Source organism: Shewanella nanhaiensis (genome assembly GCF_019457885.1).
Taxonomy (GTDB): domain Bacteria; phylum Pseudomonadota; class Gammaproteobacteria; order Enterobacterales; family Shewanellaceae; genus Shewanella; species Shewanella nanhaiensis.
In genome coordinates this window covers 152,313-168,992 of sequence record NZ_JAHZST010000010.1, presented here as the reverse complement: position 1 = coordinate 168,992, position 16,680 = coordinate 152,313, and the positions used below count along the sequence as shown (strand labels likewise).

17 protein-coding genes are annotated in these 16,680 nt (G+C 44.4%); 13 read left to right on the top strand and 4 right to left on the bottom strand.

Annotated features, from left to right (window positions below; genetic code table 11):
* The first annotated feature begins 453 nt into the window (after positions 1-453).
* From K0625_RS14770 to K0625_RS14750, 5 genes are read left to right on the top strand one after another with little or no spacing between them, the layout of a single operon-like run.
* On the top strand, positions 454-612 hold the full coding sequence (locus K0625_RS14770) for a periplasmic nitrate reductase, NapE protein (protein ID WP_220110389.1): 159 nt from the start codon (positions 454-456) through the stop codon (positions 610-612).
* Between the two features lie 42 nt (positions 613-654).
* Complete coding sequence (locus tag K0625_RS14765; RefSeq protein ID WP_220110388.1) at positions 655-912, top strand: chaperone NapD; 258 nt, start codon at positions 655-657, stop codon at positions 910-912.
* Positions 913-914: 2 nt separating this feature from the next.
* The gene (gene napA / locus K0625_RS14760) at positions 915-3,404 is read left to right on the top strand and encodes a nitrate reductase catalytic subunit NapA (protein ID WP_220110418.1); all 2,490 of its coding nucleotides are present in this window, start codon (positions 915-917) and stop codon (positions 3,402-3,404) included.
* 11 nt (positions 3,405-3,415) lie between these two features.
* The gene (locus K0625_RS14755) at positions 3,416-3,910 is read left to right on the top strand and encodes a nitrate reductase cytochrome c-type subunit (protein WP_220110387.1); all 495 of its coding nucleotides are present in this window, start codon (positions 3,416-3,418) and stop codon (positions 3,908-3,910) included.
* 8 nt (positions 3,911-3,918) lie between these two features.
* Positions 3,919-4,518, top strand: a complete 600-nt coding sequence (locus tag K0625_RS14750; RefSeq protein ID WP_220110386.1) for a cytochrome c3 family protein — start codon at positions 3,919-3,921, stop codon at positions 4,516-4,518.
* An 85-nt stretch (positions 4,519-4,603) separates the two neighbouring features.
* Here the strand turns inward: K0625_RS14750 and K0625_RS14745 are convergent, their stop codons facing one another.
* Positions 4,604-5,557: a LysR family transcriptional regulator gene (locus tag K0625_RS14745; protein WP_220110385.1), complete on the bottom strand. Its 954-nt coding sequence runs from the start codon at positions 5,555-5,557 to the stop codon at positions 4,604-4,606.
* Between the two features lie 209 nt (positions 5,558-5,766).
* On the opposite strand from K0625_RS14745, the gene K0625_RS14740 reads away from it, so the two are divergent.
* Both K0625_RS14740 and K0625_RS14735 read left to right on the top strand, forming a co-directional pair.
* Positions 5,767-6,708, top strand: a complete 942-nt coding sequence (locus K0625_RS14740) for a LysR family transcriptional regulator (RefSeq protein ID WP_220110417.1) — start codon at positions 5,767-5,769, stop codon at positions 6,706-6,708.
* Positions 6,709-6,923: 215 nt separating this feature from the next.
* The gene (locus K0625_RS14735) at positions 6,924-8,129 is read left to right on the top strand and encodes a NupC/NupG family nucleoside CNT transporter (protein ID WP_220110384.1); all 1,206 of its coding nucleotides are present in this window, start codon (positions 6,924-6,926) and stop codon (positions 8,127-8,129) included.
* Between the two features lie 59 nt (positions 8,130-8,188).
* Here the strand turns inward: K0625_RS14735 and K0625_RS14730 are convergent, their stop codons facing one another.
* Both K0625_RS14730 and K0625_RS14725 read right to left on the bottom strand, forming a co-directional pair.
* Positions 8,189-9,196 (bottom strand): D-alanine--D-alanine ligase, encoded by a 1,008-nt coding sequence (locus tag K0625_RS14730; protein WP_220110416.1) that lies wholly within the window; start codon positions 9,194-9,196, stop codon positions 8,189-8,191.
* 188 nt (positions 9,197-9,384) lie between these two features.
* Positions 9,385-11,334 carry a thiamine pyrophosphate-dependent enzyme gene (locus tag K0625_RS14725; RefSeq protein ID WP_220110383.1) on the bottom strand — a complete coding sequence of 650 codons (1,950 nt, stop codon included), beginning with the start codon at positions 11,332-11,334 and terminating at the stop codon, positions 9,385-9,387.
* Positions 11,335-11,612: 278 nt separating this feature from the next.
* On the opposite strand from K0625_RS14725, the gene K0625_RS14720 reads away from it, so the two are divergent.
* The 5 genes from K0625_RS14720 to K0625_RS14700 all read left to right on the top strand — a co-directional run bounded on the left by K0625_RS14720 (position 11,613) and on the right by K0625_RS14700 (position 14,854).
* Positions 11,613-12,017 carry a DUF1801 domain-containing protein gene (locus tag K0625_RS14720; protein ID WP_220110415.1) on the top strand — a complete coding sequence of 135 codons (405 nt, stop codon included), beginning with the start codon at positions 11,613-11,615 and terminating at the stop codon, positions 12,015-12,017.
* Between the two features lie 196 nt (positions 12,018-12,213).
* Positions 12,214-12,615 (top strand): hypothetical protein, encoded by a 402-nt coding sequence (locus K0625_RS14715; protein WP_333473856.1) that lies wholly within the window; start codon positions 12,214-12,216, stop codon positions 12,613-12,615.
* 138 nt (positions 12,616-12,753) lie between these two features.
* On the top strand, positions 12,754-13,461 hold the full coding sequence (locus K0625_RS14710; protein ID WP_220110382.1) for a HupE/UreJ family protein: 708 nt from the start codon (positions 12,754-12,756) through the stop codon (positions 13,459-13,461).
* 37 nt (positions 13,462-13,498) lie between these two features.
* Positions 13,499-14,143, top strand: coding sequence for a hypothetical protein (locus tag K0625_RS14705; protein ID WP_220110381.1), 645 nt, complete (start codon positions 13,499-13,501; stop codon positions 14,141-14,143).
* 108 nt (positions 14,144-14,251) lie between these two features.
* Positions 14,252-14,854 (top strand): LysE/ArgO family amino acid transporter, encoded by a 603-nt coding sequence (locus K0625_RS14700; RefSeq protein WP_220110380.1) that lies wholly within the window; start codon positions 14,252-14,254, stop codon positions 14,852-14,854.
* Here K0625_RS14700 and K0625_RS14695 read toward each other — a convergent pair.
* Complete coding sequence (locus tag K0625_RS14695; RefSeq protein ID WP_220110379.1) at positions 14,826-16,028, bottom strand: benzoate/H(+) symporter BenE family transporter; 1,203 nt, start codon at positions 16,026-16,028, stop codon at positions 14,826-14,828. The two genes, K0625_RS14700 and K0625_RS14695, sit on opposite strands and share 29 nt — an antisense overlap.
* A gap of 113 nt (positions 16,029-16,141) precedes the next feature.
* On the opposite strand from K0625_RS14695, the gene K0625_RS14690 reads away from it, so the two are divergent.
* On the top strand, positions 16,142-16,678 hold the full coding sequence (locus K0625_RS14690) for a helix-turn-helix domain-containing protein (protein WP_220110378.1): 537 nt from the start codon (positions 16,142-16,144) through the stop codon (positions 16,676-16,678).
* The last annotated feature ends 2 nt before the right edge of the window (positions 16,679-16,680 follow it).

The following is a 16,680-nucleotide window of genomic DNA, read 5'->3' as shown; positions in this document are numbered from 1 at the left end:
CTGTCCCTTTATTCATCTCATCTGCTATTTACTTAAGCCTATAATTAGCCTTCAACACTTGTTTGATGTTTTTTTGTACAGGCATAGCTCAGTAAGAACTAACCATTTAGCTGTATATTTACAGTCGCTTAATCTTCTGTTAGGGCGTGTTAATGACTGTAAATTTAACAAAACTTGTTCTAGATCATGGTTATTATTTGAATGTTTGATTTTTAAGCTAAAATATGAGGGTGTATTTGTTGATCTATGTGGTGTTTTGTGTCGAAATGGTGACAGAGATCAAACTGTATCGGCTTTACCAAGTTAGAGGTATACAGCTTGAGCTCTTATAAACGTTACTATTTTAAATAAGTTAACAGTTTGATAAATACACTAGACATTAACCGTCAAATAATGAGTCTGATCTATATGGCTCACCATGTGCCGGGTTTACCCCCCCACGTTGGAGGACTTATGAGTTCCACAGCTTCAGAAGAGAAAAGTTTAGAGTTGAAAATCTTTATCTTTCTTACCGTTTTTCTCGCTCCTTTACTATCAGTTATTTTGGTTTCCGGACTAGGTTTTGCCATCTGGTTTACTCAAATTATTGCTGGTCCACCAGGTGCTGGATAGAAAATAAAAGTTCAAATAAACAATAAAAATGAGTGATATTTAATGAGCAATGAACTTCACGTAACAAGCCTGGTATTACAGGTTCAACCTGAGCAGATGACTGCCGTAAGAGAGCGCATTATTGAGATGAATAATGCAGAACTGTCGGTCAACAACGAGGTGAAGCTGGTTGTTGTACTCGAAGGTGACTCTCAGAAATCATTGATGACAGATATTGAAACCATTAATGCCATTCCTGGTGTGTTATCAGCGGCCATGGTGTACCACCAAAGTGAAGTGCTTGAAGAGGGCGAAAAATGAAGATGAACAGACGTGAGTTTATGAAAGCCAATGCAGCGATAACCGCTGCAAGCGTCGCTGGATTAGCTTTGCCTGCTACCGCAAGCAACCTAATTACCAGTTCGGCTGAAACAAAACTTGAGTGGAACAAGGCACCTTGTCGTTTCTGTGGAACTGGTTGTTCTGTGATTGTGGCAACCCGTGACGGTAAAGTCGTTGCTACACATGGTGATGCTGAGAGTGAAGTCAACAAGGGCCTTAACTGCATTAAAGGCTACTTCCTATCCAAAATCATGTATGGGCGAGATCGACTTCAGACACCGATGTTGCGTATGACAGATGGCAAGTATGACAAGAATGGTGAGTTTACGCCCATCTCTTGGGATACAGCATTCGACACTATGGCTCAAAAGTGGAAAAAAACCATTAAAGAGAAGGGACCGACTGCCATCGGCATGTTTGGTTCGGGCCAATGGACAGTGTGGGAAGGCTATGCTGCCTCTAAACTAATGAAGGCAGGTTTTGCTTCAAATAATATCGACCCTAACGCTCGCCACTGTATGGCATCTGCGGTAGGTGGCTTTATGCGTACCTTCGGTATCGATGAGCCGATGGGCTGTTATGATGATATGGAAGCGGCTGATGCATTCGTGCTTTGGGGCTCTAACATGGCAGAGATGCACCCGATCCTCTGGAGTCGAGTGACAGATCGCCGTTTAAGTGCGCCCCATGTGAATGTTTCTGTGCTTTCAACGTTTGAACACAGATCTTTTGATCTGGCCGATCTGGGTATTATTTTTACACCAAATACCGATCTAGCAATACTTAACTTTATCGCCAACTACATTATTCAAAACGATAAAGTTAATTGGGATTTTGTTAACAAACACGTTAATTTCCGCCAGGGTGAAACCGATATCGGTTATGGCCTACGACCTTCTCACCCGCTACAGCAAAAAGCTAAGAATGTTAAGACGGCGGGTAAATCTACGCCAATTGATTTTGAAGCGTTTAAGAAGTTCGTTGCTGACTTTGATGTTGAGTCAGTTAGCAAACTCTCAGGTGTGCCTGAAGATAAGTTGATTGAGCTTGCTAAGATGTATGCCGATCCAGATACTAAGGTCACCTCTTTCTGGACCATGGGTGTCAATCAGCATACGCGTGGAGTCTGGTGTAATAACCTTATTTACAACATTCACCTGTTAACGGGTAAGATCTCGACGCCAGGTAACAGCCCGTTCTCATTAACGGGTCAGCCTTCAGCTTGTGGTACCGCACGTGAAGTGGGGACTTTCTCACACCGTCTACCTGCCGATATGGTTGTTGCAAACCCTAAGCATAGAGCGATTGCAGAGAAGATTTGGAAAATTCCAGCAGGCGTTATTCCACCAAAACCTGGTTACCACGCTGTTGAGCAGAATCGCCGTCTAAAAGATGGTGATATCAACGCTTATTGGGTGCAGGTGAACAACAATATGCAGGCGGGTCCTAACATCAACGAAGAGGGACTACCTGGTTACCGTAACCCTGAAAACTTCATCGTTGTATCCGATGCTTACCCAACTGTGACTACTCAAGCTGCGGATCTTATTTTGCCGACAGCCATGTGGGTAGAGAAAGAGGGGGCTTATGGTAATGCTGAGCGCCGTACACAGTTCTGGCATCAGATGGTGAAAGCGCCAGGTGAGTCTCGCTCTGATCTTTGGCAGTTGATGGAGTTCTCTAAACGTTTTACTACCGATGAAGTGTGGCCAAAAGATGTATTAGCGGCTAACCCTGAATTTAAAGGTAAGACACTATTTGAAGTACTTTATCAAAATGGCAATGTAGATAAGTTCCCGCTTGAGCAAACCGATCCTAAGTTTATGAACGAAGAAGCTCAGCACTTTGGCTATTATGTTCAAAAGGGCTTGTTTGAAGAGTATGCCACTTTTGGCCGTGGTCATGCCCATGACCTTGCGCCATTTGAAACCTATCATGAGGTCCACGGTCTGCGCTGGCCTGTGGTCAATGGTAAAGAGACTAAATGGCGTTTCCGTGAAGGTTCTGATCCTTACGTGAAACCAGGTAAAGGGTTTGAGTTCTACGGTAAGCCAGATGGCCGCGCAGTGATCTTCGCTCTACCCTATGAAGCGCCGCCAGAGTCTCCAGATGAAGAGTACGATATCTGGTTATCTACGGGTCGAGTGCTAGAGCACTGGCATTCAGGCTCTATGACCCAACGTGTCCCTGAGCTTTATAAAGCCTTCCCTGACGCAGTCTGCTTTATGCATCCCGATGATGCCAAAAAGCGTGGGTTGCGACGCGGTGATGAGGTTAAGGTTATCTCTCGTCGTGGTGAGATTAAGACAAGAGTTGAGACCCGTGGCCGTAATAAACCACCTGTTGGTCTAGTGTTCGTTCCTTGGTTCGATGCGAGCCAGCTCATTAATAAAGTCACCCTTGATGCGACAGATCCATTGTCAAAGCAGACCGACTTTAAGAAATGTGCCGTTAAAATCGTTAAAGCGTAAGGAGCCATACCATGAAAACAGTAAAATTAGTCTCTATCGCCGCTTTAATGAGTTGCTCATTTGCTATCTTCACAGGTTCAGCTGTGGCAGCCGATGCTGTCTCTGATGTGAAGATTGCGACGCTTCGTGAAGCGCCATTAAATGTCGAACCAACACCACCTGCCATGCAGAAGGTGAGCAATACTGACGTTAAACAGTCAAGAAACTACCCGATGCAGCCACCGGTGATCCCTCATAAAATTGATGGTTACCAAGTGGATCTGAAGGTGAACAAGTGCATGGCATGTCATGACCGTAAACAAACCACAGATTCTCAAGCGCCTATGGTGAGTGTGACTCACTATATGGACAGAGAAAATAACTTCTTGGCGACCCTGTCACCACGCCGTTATTTCTGTACCCAGTGTCACGTTCCGCAACTTGAAGCTAAGTTGTTGGTTGAAAATGATTTTGTAGATATGGATCATTTGATTGAAGCTGACTCTAATAAGAAAGCTAAGCACTAGGAGCAGATATGATAGCTAAACTACTCTCTATCCTGAAAAAGGGTTGGACGGTGCTCAGAAAGCCGAGTGTGCATTATAGCTTAGGATTTCTGACCTTAGGTGGCTTCGTCGCTGGTGTGATCTTCTGGGGGGGATTTAACACCGCCCTTGAAGTAACCAACCAAGAAGCCTTCTGTATCGGTTGTCATGAGATGGAAAATAATGTTTATGAGGAGCTCAAAACAACTATCCATTTCACTAACCGAAGTGGCGTAAGAGCGACTTGCCCAGATTGTCACGTGCCACATAACTGGACCGATAAGATTGCTCGTAAGATGCAAGCATCGAAAGAGGTATGGGGTAAGATATTTGGTACCATTAATACCCGTGATAAGTTTGAGGCTAAGCGTCGTGAGCTCGCTGAACATGAGTGGGCACGATTGAAGGCCAATGACTCGCTTGAGTGTCGAAACTGCCATAACTTCGACTATATGGACTTTACTCGTCAGTCGAGCCGTGCAGCTAAGATGCACTCAACATCGCTGGCAAGTGGTGAAAAGACCTGTATCGATTGTCATAAGGGGATAGCACATCACCTTCCTGACATGAAAGGTGTATCTGGCTTCTAGAAACAGTTGCTCGGTATCACAGACTAAAAAGCCAACAGCATGCTGTTGGCTTTTTTTGTGGCTTAACAGTGTTGAGCATTTAAGGCTAGGGAATATCGGTAAGCGGATTAGCCTGATGATGGGCAATTGTGCGAGTGGCTATCAACTTCCTTAACCAAGCATGGCTAAGATCGAGATTAAAGTGTTTATGCCAAAATAGCACGTAAGCACCGGGGATTAGATCTGTTGGTACGGCTAACGTGGTGAGGGCGTAATTCTGGCTCATTTGGGAGGCATATTTTGCGGGACAACACAGGAGTAGTTCACTTTGCTCACACAGTTGCATTGCGCTAGTAAAGTCACTCATGTTGACTGCGATATCACGGTCAAGGTGGGATAACTTAAGTACATCATCTAAAAGCCAGTGTTCGATGCCGCCAAAGGTGACCTGCAGATGGCGATATTTTAAAAATGTGTCTAAGTTCCATGCTTCCTTGAGCAGCGGGTGATGATTACTCACTAAGCAGATAGGGTGATCTCTGAGTAGTTCAACATACTCCAACTCATCGGGTATATTCTTAATATGCATTAGCGATCGATTATCCCACTCTCGACATGCTATCCCTAAATCGACCTCACAACGCAGTAGCATCTCCATACTGTCATGGTGCCAAGTTTGGCTATCTAACTTAATTTTTGGGGCTTGCTGCAAAAGCTCCGGCATGAAATAGGGATAAGTGAGCGAGTAGGCGGTCTCTACCATATGGATACGGAACTTTCTCTGACTCAGCTGAGGTTCAAAATCACTGGGGCGGGTAAGTTGGGAAACTTGATTGAGTACCTGACGTAACTCTGGGGCCAGTGCTAACGCTTTAGGTGTGGGCCTTAGCCCATGTGATGTACGTTCAAACAGCTTATCATCGAAGGTGTCCCGTAATCTGGCTAGCTGTTTACTGACGGCTGACTGGCTTAAATGCAAGCGGGCCGCTGCTGAGGTGACACTTTTCTCTTCAAGCAGCACTTCCAGTACGGTGAGCAAGTTAAAATCAAAGTTTTTCAAGGTGTAAGGATCCTTAAATTAAACTCAGCCACCAAGGGGCCTCTCTTTTGCAGCTGATAGTAAGGTGCCGCGGGTTTGATAGCAAGAGCCTATTTAACGCCTCTTGATTTAACTCTTTTTAGCAATAATGTGATCTAATTTAGGAGATCATATTATTGATGGCTAAGCTAGATGGTAGAATAGGGATTTTGTGCTGGGAGTCCGTTTCTGTGATACAACATCGTGCCAGTCAAATGATTGTTTTTCATACGCTAGTGATGACAGGCAGCTTTACGTTGGCGGCTAAGCAGTTAAACACATCTACCTCCTATGTGAGTAAGCAGCTTGGGGCGCTCGAAGCTGAGCTTAACTTGCAGCTTGTGCAGCGAACCACACGAACCTTAACGTTTACCGATGCTGGCAAACGTTTTGCCCTGTATTGTGAGCAGATGTTCGATCTGATGCATGATGCTGGTGCCAATATGCTCGATGCCAGAGATGATATCTCCGGCACGGTTAAACTAGGTTTACCGCAATCTTTTGGTACCTTGCATATCATTCCGGCACTGGAGCTGCTTCAACAAGAGTATCCTGAGCTGATATTTGAGTTAACCCTATTTGATCATGTAACCGATATGGTGAAGGAGTCTTTAGATATCTGGATCACTAATCAGGAGAAGATCCATGATGGCTATGTTGCCCAGCGACTCGCGCATACTGGTTTTGTTTTAGTCGCATCCCCAGAGTATCTGTTGAGTCATGGGGTTCCTGAGCATCCGCAAGATCTGGTTGAGCATAACTGTGTTATCTACCATAGTAAGAGCCGCAGTTATGATAATTGGACGTTTACTCAGGGAGATGAGGTTGTGGATGTGCAGGTCAATGGTAATTTTCGTATCGATCTCTCCGAAGCGGTTCGTGACAGAGTCATCTCTGGTCATGGAATAGGGCATCTTGCCACTTATCTACTTACTGATGAATTTCAACAGGGGAAATTGATCCCACTACTGCCAAAGTGGCAGACCGAGCAGAAACTGCCTGTTTATGCGGTTTACCCTAAACGTAAACACCTTCCTGCAAAGTTTAGAGTTATTATAGAGTTTCTTCGCAGCCATTTTGGCCAACCCGCTTATTGGGATCGTGACTTAAAGCCATGGCTAAAACACCGTTAATGGGGAGTGACTTTTTCCTGATAATAAAAGATTATTTCCAAGAGGAAATAATCTTTATCTCTCATGATTAAATCGCTAATTTAACAACAGCTTATTTCACTGTTTATGTTTTAATCGTTATATCTCACAACTCTTTAACTAACCTAACTTGCGCTTCAACCTTTTCTGCCTACAATGCGCGGCTTCCCCCTTTGTTTGATAGAAATAGGCCCGTTATGACCGCCTTATTAGGTATTATTAGTATTTTACTCTTTGCTTGGTTACTGTCCGTAGACAGAAAGAGCATTCCCTACCGTACAGTGTTTTTAGCCCTAGGTTTACAGATATTCTTTGCGCTGTTAGTCCTCTATATCCCTGCGGGTAAATCGGCTCTTGAAGCGGTAACTGGAGTGGTATCGGGGGTGATTGAGTATGGTAATGTGGGGATCAATTTCCTATTTGGCGATCTTGCCAGTGGTAAATTAGGTTTTGTTTTTGCCATTAATGTACTGGGAATTATTATCTTCTTCTCAGCCATGATCTCGGCGCTCTACCATATCGGTTTTATGCCTATGGTGATCAATTTTATTGGTGGTGGACTTCAACGTCTGCTCGGGACTGGCCGTGCTGAGTCATTATCGGCCACGGCGAATATCTTTGTTGGTATGGTAGAGGCGCCATTGGTGATTAAGCCATATCTCAAAGGGATGAGTGATTCGCAGTTCTTTGCCGTTATGTGTTGTGGCTTAGCATCTGTTGCAGGTGGTACCTTAGTGGGTTATGCATCGCTTGGGGTTGAGTTGAGCTATCTTATTGCTGCCGCCTTTATGTCCGCGCCAGCAGGACTCTTGATGGCCAAAATCTTGATGCCCCCCTCTAAAGATAGCCATCAAGCCGATGAGATCACCTCTGTTGAACTGCCTAAAGCGACAAATGTCATCGAAGCCTTGGCCGATGGTGCCATGTCAGGCCTGCGTATTGCCGTTGCCATTGGTGCGACTCTATTGGCATTTGTTAGTGTGATAGCACTGCTTAATGGCATGTTAGGCTCTGTTGGTGCTTGGTTTGGTTATGAGCTAAGTTTTGAGCTTATTCTAGGCTATATGCTTTCACCTATGGCATGGCTACTAGGGATCCCATGGAGTGAGGCTATTACTGCGGGTTCTTTGATAGGTCAGAAAATTGTTGTGAATGAGTTTGTTGCGTTTATCAATCTGATGAGTATTGGAGATCAATTAAGTGCTCACTCTAAAGCTGTGATCACTTTTGCACTTTGTGGTTTTGCAAATATCGGTACAATGGCCGTGCTGATTGGTGGTCTCGGTAGTATCGTGCCAGAGCGTCGAGAGTTTATTGCTAAACATGGCTTTAGAGCTATTGCGGCGGGGGTCTTTGCAAACCTAATGAGCGCGGCTATTGCCAGTGTGATCTTGTCAATTTAGTCGATATTATACTTGTTGATATTAAAAGCCAGAGATTCTCTGGCTTTTAATATCTAGATTTACGCTGATGCTAGCTGTGATTTTATGCTCGAGTAGAGGTAATGGGTAAAGTCATCACCATGATTTTGCAGCATCTTAGGGAACATTGAGATAGGCGTTAGCCCAGGGAAAGTATTGATCTCATTAAGTAAGATCTCATTATCTTGTGTTAAAAAGAAGTCGATACGTGAAAGGTGGCTCAACTTCATCCCTTTAAACACTTTAATGGCATAAGCTTGGATCTGCTGGGCTATCTCTTCACTGACATCCGCCTCAACTTTAGTTTCGGCTTTACTGTTGGCTGCGTATTTCTCATCGAAACTGTAGAAGGTGTTGCTAGCACAGATGATCTCACCAGGTTTGGTTGCCACTATCTCACCGTTTAACTCATAAGCCGCGACTTCGAGCTCTCGGGCTTTAATGGTTTTTTCAACAATCACATAGGGAGAGAAGCTAAATGCTTGCTCTAAACTTGAGATAAGCTCATCTTGGTTATCGACTCGGTAACACCCAACCGATGAACCCTGTGATGCAGCCTTAATAAAGATTGAGCCCCAGTTTTTCAGTGCTTGTTTAGTCTGTGCGATAGACTCTTGATTTAGCTCATTGAGGAAGATGTAGGGGGTGTTTGGCACGCCAAGGGCACTGAACCACATCTTAGCTGTCACCTTATTGAAGCAGTTGCTACTTGACTCAGAGTCACAACCAAAGAAAGGCAGTTTGATTAAGTTGAAATAGGATTGAATATCACCGGTTTCACCAGGGAAGCCGTGAATACAGGGGATCACATAATCGACAGGCCAGGGCGCTTGCTCCTCATTAGTAAAACGTATCTCTTTGCGGTTGGTGAGCTCACAGCTTCTGCCATCTTGGGTGCGATAGTGTCCTTGACCGTCCAGCTCTACTCTTAATAGATTTATCTCAGGCTCTTTAGCCAATGAGGTTTCGAGGAAGTCTGCAGACATAAGCGAAATCGCATGTTCGTCTCCACCACCGCCGCACAATAAGAGTAGGTTAATTTGGCTCATGTTCTCTTGGTCTCCAGAGATAATATTCAGTTGCTGGCTCACTATGGCGTAATCGCTATTTTTTGCAACTATTCTAACGTGATGTTAATCCAGTTTTGGTTTAAGTGATGAATATATCTTCATAAAGCGACAGGAGTGTGGTGAGTGAACCTCTTTTAGATAGAGGTTCACTGAGTGCCATTATCGGATTAGATCAAGCCAACATCTGTGATTATCTCAAGCAGCGCGGGACCATCGTGAGACATGATAGTTTTCATCGCTTCCTCAAGGGCGTCATTTTCTGTGACACGTATTCCCAGAGCGCCACAGGAGTTAGCGTATTGTGAGAAGTTAGGATTAACTAAATCTGTGGCCCAGACATCGAACTCGCCAGCTCTTTGTTCCTTTGATATTTTGCCAAGCTCACTGTTGTTTAAGATAATTGCCTTGATAGGCATTTTGTATTTTACTGCTGTAGTGAGCTCTGCCAAATACTGGCAGAAGCCGCCGTCACCGGCGACTGCGATAATGGGTCTTTGGCTACCAACCGCTGCCCATGCGCCCATGGCCGCAGGAAAGGCGAAGCCAATAGAGCCCAGATAGCCTGACATCAGAAATGTCTGCTGTTTGCTTTCAAAATATCGCCCCAGTGAATAGGCGTTGTTACCGACATCGACACACACAACGGCATTATCTGGTGTGAGCTTTGAGAGTGCATCGAAGACAGATATGGAGCTGATCCCTTTGCCTCTGTCTTCGGTGAGGCGCTTAGCTTTCTCTGCGGCCCAAATATCACTGCGTTTCTTGATATCCTCTATTCGATTAATTTTATTGTCAAAGCTGCTCATTTTCGCGGCTAGAATTTTCACCGTGACCGATATCTCTCCCCAGACTGCAGCATCAATCTTGTGGAACTTGCTTAACGCTAGAGGATCGAAATCTATCTGTATGGTGGGCTTTTTAGGTGTGATCCCACTGTGGTTTGAAAACGAGGCACCAATAACCAGTAGTAGGTCGGCTTCATTCATAAACCAAGAAGCGATAGGCGTTCCGCTTCGCCCTAACACACCACAACCTAATGGATGGCTATCTGAGATCTGACCTTTGGCTTTAAACGTGGTCATCACTGGACAGTTCAACTTCTCTGCAAAGGCGAGGATCTCCTTCATATGGAATCTGGCACCGTGGCCGACGATAATGGCTGGCTTGGCCGATTGATTGAGCATGTTGAGGGCTTTATCAACGCTCTCTTGAGGTGGCGCTATAGTAAAGGAGGTGATCCGCTCCTCATCGGTCTGTGCGCGCTCATTGTTCTCAAGGGGTAACTCTTGTACTTCATCGGGGAAGGTAAGGTGGGAGACATCGCGTTTAATGATGGCGGTTTTGATGGCCAGACTCATCAGCTCACTGTGTTTACTCTTATGTTCGACCCTATGGTTGAACTCGGCCACTGAGTTAAATGCATTGATCAGATCGACCTCTTGAAAGTTCCCCGTTCCTACTACTTGGGTCGCGACTTGGCCTGTTAATGCCAATATGGGCGCCCGATCAACTTTGGCATCCCAGAGCCCTGTAAACATATTGGTAGAGCCTGGCCCTGCAATGGCGAAACAGGCGGCGGGTTTACCGGTTAATTTGCCATAAGCTGATGCGGCAAATGAGGCGGCACCTTCATGACGTATGCCGATAAACTTAAGATTGCCTTGCTCCTCTTGACGCCTAAGAGCATCGGCCATGCCGAGATTTGAGTGACCAACCATACCAAATACTCGGTTAACGCCCCAGTTGACCATGGTTTCTACCATCACATCAGAGATGGTGGCTTGATGTTCCTCCTCCTCTTCGATGGCGACTAGTATGTTGTCACCTTCAACTTTTACTTCAAAAGTTTGAATACCATCGTTAAATCCGCCTGGAGGTATACCAGAGCAGGGATGAAACTCCCAACCATGCCAAGGACAACGAAGTAACCCTTTCTCTATCGAGCCTTCGCCTAGTGGGCCACCTTGATGGGGACAACGGTTATCTAAGGCTGAATACTTTCCCTCAAAATGGCTTAAACAGAGGACTTGATGTCCAGCTGTAACTGACATGACTCGGCCTTCTTGGAGCTCATTTTTATTTTCAAGAACCTTGTACCACACTCTTTTTTTAGTCATTTCACATCCCTTAGATCCGTTATATTGGTATTATTCTAGTTGTGGTTACAACAAACCTCGTGACTCATTTAGGTGAGTTATATACGTTCAGCCTGATCGCTGGCGAACGAGCTGTTGGCGCATTATCTGACTGACATTGATAGAAATTAATATGTTGTAAATAATGCTTAGTGTCAATATTCTAGTTTTTTATGCTGAGTCACTTCTTTTTTTGGGGCTGAATGTGTTGATTGTCGTGTCAGTGCCGCGGAGTGTGAACGCCCAATATGGAGAAAAGGATGGAGCAGGGGGTTGAAGTTAAGTTTCAGCAGTATCCTGAGAATGCAAAAACCATTTTGCTATCAGTTCGGCAATGGATACTCGATATTATCGAGCAAGAGCGGTTGGGCGAACTGGAGGAAACGTTAAAATGGGGTCAACCTAGTTATCTTGTGAAAAACGGCAGTACCATACGCATGGATTGGAGCCCTAAAGATCCTGATGGGGTCTATATTTTCTTTACCTGTAATACTAAGTTGGTGGATACATTTCGTGAGTTATATTCTGATACGTTTATTTTTCAGGGAAATAGGGCAATAGTTTTACCTCTTGATAAACCACTGCCCAAAGAAAAGTTACGCCACTGCTTACTCTTGGCACTTAACTATCACAGGCTTAAAACCCTGCCGCTATTGGGTGCATAATCTACTTGGCTAGGGTTGTGGTACTCATTTTCGACTTGCTGGACTTTTTGTGTAGATCTGATTAAATGCTATGACTTTAGCAGCTTTTGCTAATGTAAATAACTGATTGAGGCTATCACTGTTAAACTCTAAAACCGACTTACCAAGATCTACTGAGCTACTTTCAACAAGTGTTGCAGGGAGGGTTGGGAGGCGAGTGCACTCAAACATGACACTGGTGATTTTACTGGTGGTGTTCTTGTGTCAGGTGTTATCGTTAGGTGAGGCGTTTTCGGTACAATACCCAAATAGCGATCATCCCATAGGCTCGGCTGTTAGCCACCATCACCTTCATGGGAGCAGTGTAGCCCAAGGCCACCATCATGGATCATCCCTGAGCGAATACAGAGAGTCCGTTATCCTGTTTGATGGTGAAGTGGAGTCTGTTGAGTCTGTTGCGGGTGACCATGAACATGCCAACCATTCACATATGCCATCTCACCCTCCTGTCGAATCTCAGTTAACATGCTGCTTTTTTTTGCATGGAACCTTGAGTCATGATGATCTCACCTATTTAAACATAGGTTACGCGCCGCCACTTCCGCCTCCTTACTATTAATCTGCTCATTTTTTGTTTCGTTTTTGATTTTTTAAAGCGGACAGTTAGTTACGTAAAACAAAGGCTTATTGGCTTTCCTACTATGGGGAGATCTACTTCTGTTTTACTGGTATATATTAAACGAATGGAGTGTGTGTAATGAGCCAGATTTTGGCTAACAGCTTAAAGGTGTTGATGGGATTATTGCTGGCAATATTGGGGTTGTCAGTGTCACTTACGTTATCGGCCCATGGGGTTGATGAGGCAACCAAGCAGTTTTTAATCCTCAATGAGGGGATCTCCATCTTGCCTTTTATCTATATTGGCGCCAAGCATATGGTGACGGGTTACGATCATCTGCTGTTTTTGGTCGGAGTGATTTTTTTCCTCTTCAAAGGTAAAGATGTCCTGCTCTATGTGAGCCTATTTACCTTAGGTCACAGCATCACCTTACTGTTTGGCGTACTCAACAATATTGAGGTTAACCCCTATCTTATCGACGCCATTATCGGCTTCTCTATTGTCTATAAAGGCTTTGATAACTTGGGAGGTTTTAAGCGAGTCTTTGGCTTTCAACCCAATACTAAAGTAGCGGTGATGATCTTCGGCTTGTTTCATGGCTTTGGTTTAGCGACAAAAATTCAGGAGTTTAATCTGCCGCAAGATGGTCTAGTGCCAAATATTCTGGCGTTCAATTTAGGCGTCGAAATTGGCCAGTTTTTAGTCTTAGGCATTGTGCTTATTTTGATGAGCTTTTGGCGAAGACATAGCAGTTATTTTCAGTTTTCAACTGCAACAAATACCCTGTTGATGAGTGGCGGCTTGATGTTAGTCGGCTTTCAATTGACGGGTTACTTTACTAGCTAACGCTTTGTGAACGTTCAGATAAAGATCAGGATAAATAATGACAAATACAAATAATAGCAATGAGATCAGTGTTGAGCTCCCAGTTCATTCAACTGCGACACTAATCAAAGCCTGTATTGCCGCATCTATGATTGCCGCAGTTGTTCTGCTTATCGCCATTTTACCCGCCGAGTACAACATTGACCCGACAGGTCTAGGAAAATCATTAGGGCTGACGCAGCTGTCACAAAATAGCTTGCCTGAAAGTGAGGAGCTCGGTGGCAGTACTGAACCTAAGGTTACACTCTCTATTAGCGAGACCGATTTTCAAGCTGTAGCTGATGCGCCATCGGTGGAGCAAATCGCTCAGAGACGACAAACTCCAGGCGTTAGAAGTGATCTGGTTAATATCGATATTCCAGCAGGGAAGGGACTCGAGTATAAATTGCTGATGGATGCGTATACACACTTGGAATATGAGTGGAGCACGAATGGAGAGCCACTCTACTTTGATTTTCATGGTGAGCCTAAAGGGGACAAAACCGGTTACTTCGAGAGTTTTTCAATTACCACATCGGATAAGATGAAGGGATCGTTGACTACGCCTTTTGCTGGCTCCCATGGCTGGTATTGGAAAAACAGCACCGATGCAGTGATCACTGTGACGTTGTCGACTAAGGGGGATTATCAGATTAAAGGCTAAGGGGAAACTAAGTGCTAAGGGCGGCCACTTTACCAACTTGGCTGCTCTTGAATTTATCAGATGCTTGTCGTAGCTTGAATCACTTCTATATAAGCGTAAGGTTTTTAGATGTTTCCCTCATATATAGCTGGCTTTACATTGGGTTTGTCGCTCATATTGGCCATCGGCGCTCAAAATGCATTTGTGTTAAAGCAGGGATTAAAGAAACACCATGTATTTGCGGTCTGCTTTATCTGCGCGCTATCCGATGCGGTATTGATCTCATTTGGGGTTGCAGGGTTTGGCGCTATTGTCAGTGAGTTTCCACTGATTGAGGTGATATCTCGTTATGCGGGAGTCGCTTTTTTGTTGGTTTATGGGCTAAAAAGTCTCTATAGCGCTTTTAAAACCTCTCATCAGTTAGATGCAGAGGGAGAGCTACCAGCAAGTTTGATAAAAACGGTACTGGTTTGCTTAGCATTTACTTGGCTTAATCCCCATGTCTATCTGGATACTGTGGTTCTACTTGGCTCTATCTCCACCCAATATGAGGGGACTAAAGAGTGGTTTACTCTAGGCGCTGTTTCAGGCTCTTTTGTGTTCTTTTTCTCACTAGGTTATGGCGCTAGAGTGCTTATTCCTATTTTTAAGAAACCAGTTTCATGGAAAGTATTGGAGTTTGTGATCGCCTTTATTATGTTTGCTATTGCTGCGAGTCTTCTCCTTGGTTAGTGTTACATTTGATCTGTGAAATAAGGTAGGGAACAAGAAGGGTGATGACGCCTGCGACGACTCCCCAAAGTGCTGAGCCAATATTCCATAGAGTGAAATCTGAGGCTGTGACTAAAAATGTCATTAAGCTTGCTTCTTTATATTGAGTATCAATAAAGGCTTGTTGCAAACTACTACCTATGGTTGAAAACAGTGCTATCCCAGCAAGAGCTAATATCAGTGCTTGTGGCATAGATTGAAATAGTGTCATCAGGCTGAGAGCCATCACTCCCATTAGCAGATAAAATACGCCAGCACTGACAGCGGCCCAATAACGCTTATTGGGATTAGGATCTGCCTCTGGTGACATACAGATAGCGGCAGTGATCGCGGCTAGATTGATAGCAAAACCGCCGAAAGGCGCGATAACTATGTTCATAAACCCAGTGACTGTCATCAATGTGGAGGTGGATGGGAAGTATTGCTGGCTTTTTAAGATGGCAATCCCAGGTATATTTTGTGTCGCCATAGTGACAATAAACAGGGGGAGGCCTATGTTCAAGAGTGCCGCAAAACTCCACTCTGCTTCGATATAGATAAGCTTGCTTATGGTCCAATCCAGCTTGGGGGTAATGAGTCCCCCTTGCTGCCACGCAATTAACCCTCCGGAGAGTAAGATGGCTAACATTGCAAACCTAGGTATTGCCTGCTTACTAATAAGGTAAACAAGTAACATGGCAAGCACCAGATACAGTGATTGACCCATCAGGTTAAACACGTCAATGCCAAATGTAAGCAGTATTCCCGCTAACATGGCACTGGCGATCTGTTGAGGAATGCGGTTCATCAGCTTTTCAAACCAACCAGTGAGTCCAGATAAAGTGATTAAGCAAGCGCAGAAGATAAAGGCTGCTATGGCTTGATTGATGCTAAAACCTTGAGTGCTAGTGATAAGTAGTGCTGCACCGGGCGTTGACCAAGCAATTAAAATAGGGACTCGATAGTAGAGTGATAAGCCTATGGAGGTGAGCCCCATGCCTATTCCTAATGCAAAAATCCAGCTCGATACCATAGTGAGATCGGCGCCGAGATTCACGGCAGCTTGATAGATCAATGCGACAGAGCTGGTAAAACCCACTAAAAATGCGAGAAAGCCAGCGTTGATACGATTCAAGATTAAGCTGACATTTTTCATCTCTACTCCGGTTTCTGTTCATCATTTTTTTCTGTTTATGCTACTCTCACTTTGTGCGCAATAACGCACAAAGTGAGAGTAAAATAACACCGTATGTTATAACGCACAAGGAGTTGAAGATTAATATTCATTGCACGTTAGCGACTAGATTAAAAGATGCGCGTAAACAAAAGGGGTGGAGTTTAGATAAAGCCAGTCAACACACAGGTGTGTCTAAAGCTATGTTAGGCCAGATAGAGCGGGGCGAGTCTAGCCCGACTGTGGTGAAATTATGGAGCATTGCGAATGGTTTTAATCTGCCTCTGTCCTATTTCATTGAGGAGCTTGAGTTTAGTAGTGCGCCCAGTGTTTTAATTAATCTTGAGCAAGATATTCAAATTACCGCCTTATCTCCCTTTGATAGCATTACGGGGTTTGAAGTGTTTCAAATTACCCTGTTTCCTCAACGTAAACATATCTCTGAGCCTCATAATACGGGTGTTGTTGAGCACATATTAGCCATTGACGGTGCCATGGAGTACTACCTAAACCAATGCTGGCATAGAGTCGAAAAAGGCACTGCAGTGAGGTTTAATGCTGATCAAGAACATGGTTATCGTAATATGAGTGATAAGCCTGTCACCATCCATAATATTATCAGCTATACCTAAAG

What these genes read in the sequence shown, in the direction of transcription:
- K0625_RS14695 (WP_220110379.1), bottom strand. Translation starts at nt 16,028, where the DNA reads ATGAAAAATGTCAGCTTAATCTTGAATCGTATCAACGCTGGCTTTCTC.
- K0625_RS14765 (WP_220110388.1), top strand. Translation starts at nt 655, where the DNA reads ATGAGCAATGAACTTCACGTAACAAGCCTGGTATTACAGGTTCAACCT.
- K0625_RS14725 (WP_220110383.1), bottom strand. Translation starts at nt 11,334, where the DNA reads ATGACTAAAAAAAGAGTGTGGTACAAGGTTCTTGAAAATAAAAATGAG.
- K0625_RS14700 (WP_220110380.1), top strand. Translation starts at nt 14,252, where the DNA reads ATGTTTCCCTCATATATAGCTGGCTTTACATTGGGTTTGTCGCTCATA.
- K0625_RS14755 (WP_220110387.1), top strand. Translation starts at nt 3,416, where the DNA reads ATGAAAACAGTAAAATTAGTCTCTATCGCCGCTTTAATGAGTTGCTCA.
- K0625_RS14705 (WP_220110381.1), top strand. Translation starts at nt 13,499, where the DNA reads ATGACAAATACAAATAATAGCAATGAGATCAGTGTTGAGCTCCCAGTT.
- napA (WP_220110418.1), top strand. Translation starts at nt 915, where the DNA reads ATGAACAGACGTGAGTTTATGAAAGCCAATGCAGCGATAACCGCTGCA.
- K0625_RS14770 (WP_220110389.1), top strand. Translation starts at nt 454, where the DNA reads ATGAGTTCCACAGCTTCAGAAGAGAAAAGTTTAGAGTTGAAAATCTTT.
- K0625_RS14750 (WP_220110386.1), top strand. Translation starts at nt 3,919, where the DNA reads ATGATAGCTAAACTACTCTCTATCCTGAAAAAGGGTTGGACGGTGCTC.
- K0625_RS14720 (WP_220110415.1), top strand. Translation starts at nt 11,613, where the DNA reads ATGGAGCAGGGGGTTGAAGTTAAGTTTCAGCAGTATCCTGAGAATGCA.
- K0625_RS14710 (WP_220110382.1), top strand. Translation starts at nt 12,754, where the DNA reads ATGAGCCAGATTTTGGCTAACAGCTTAAAGGTGTTGATGGGATTATTG.
- K0625_RS14735 (WP_220110384.1), top strand. Translation starts at nt 6,924, where the DNA reads ATGACCGCCTTATTAGGTATTATTAGTATTTTACTCTTTGCTTGGTTA.
- K0625_RS14730 (WP_220110416.1), bottom strand. Translation starts at nt 9,196, where the DNA reads ATGAGCCAAATTAACCTACTCTTATTGTGCGGCGGTGGTGGAGACGAA.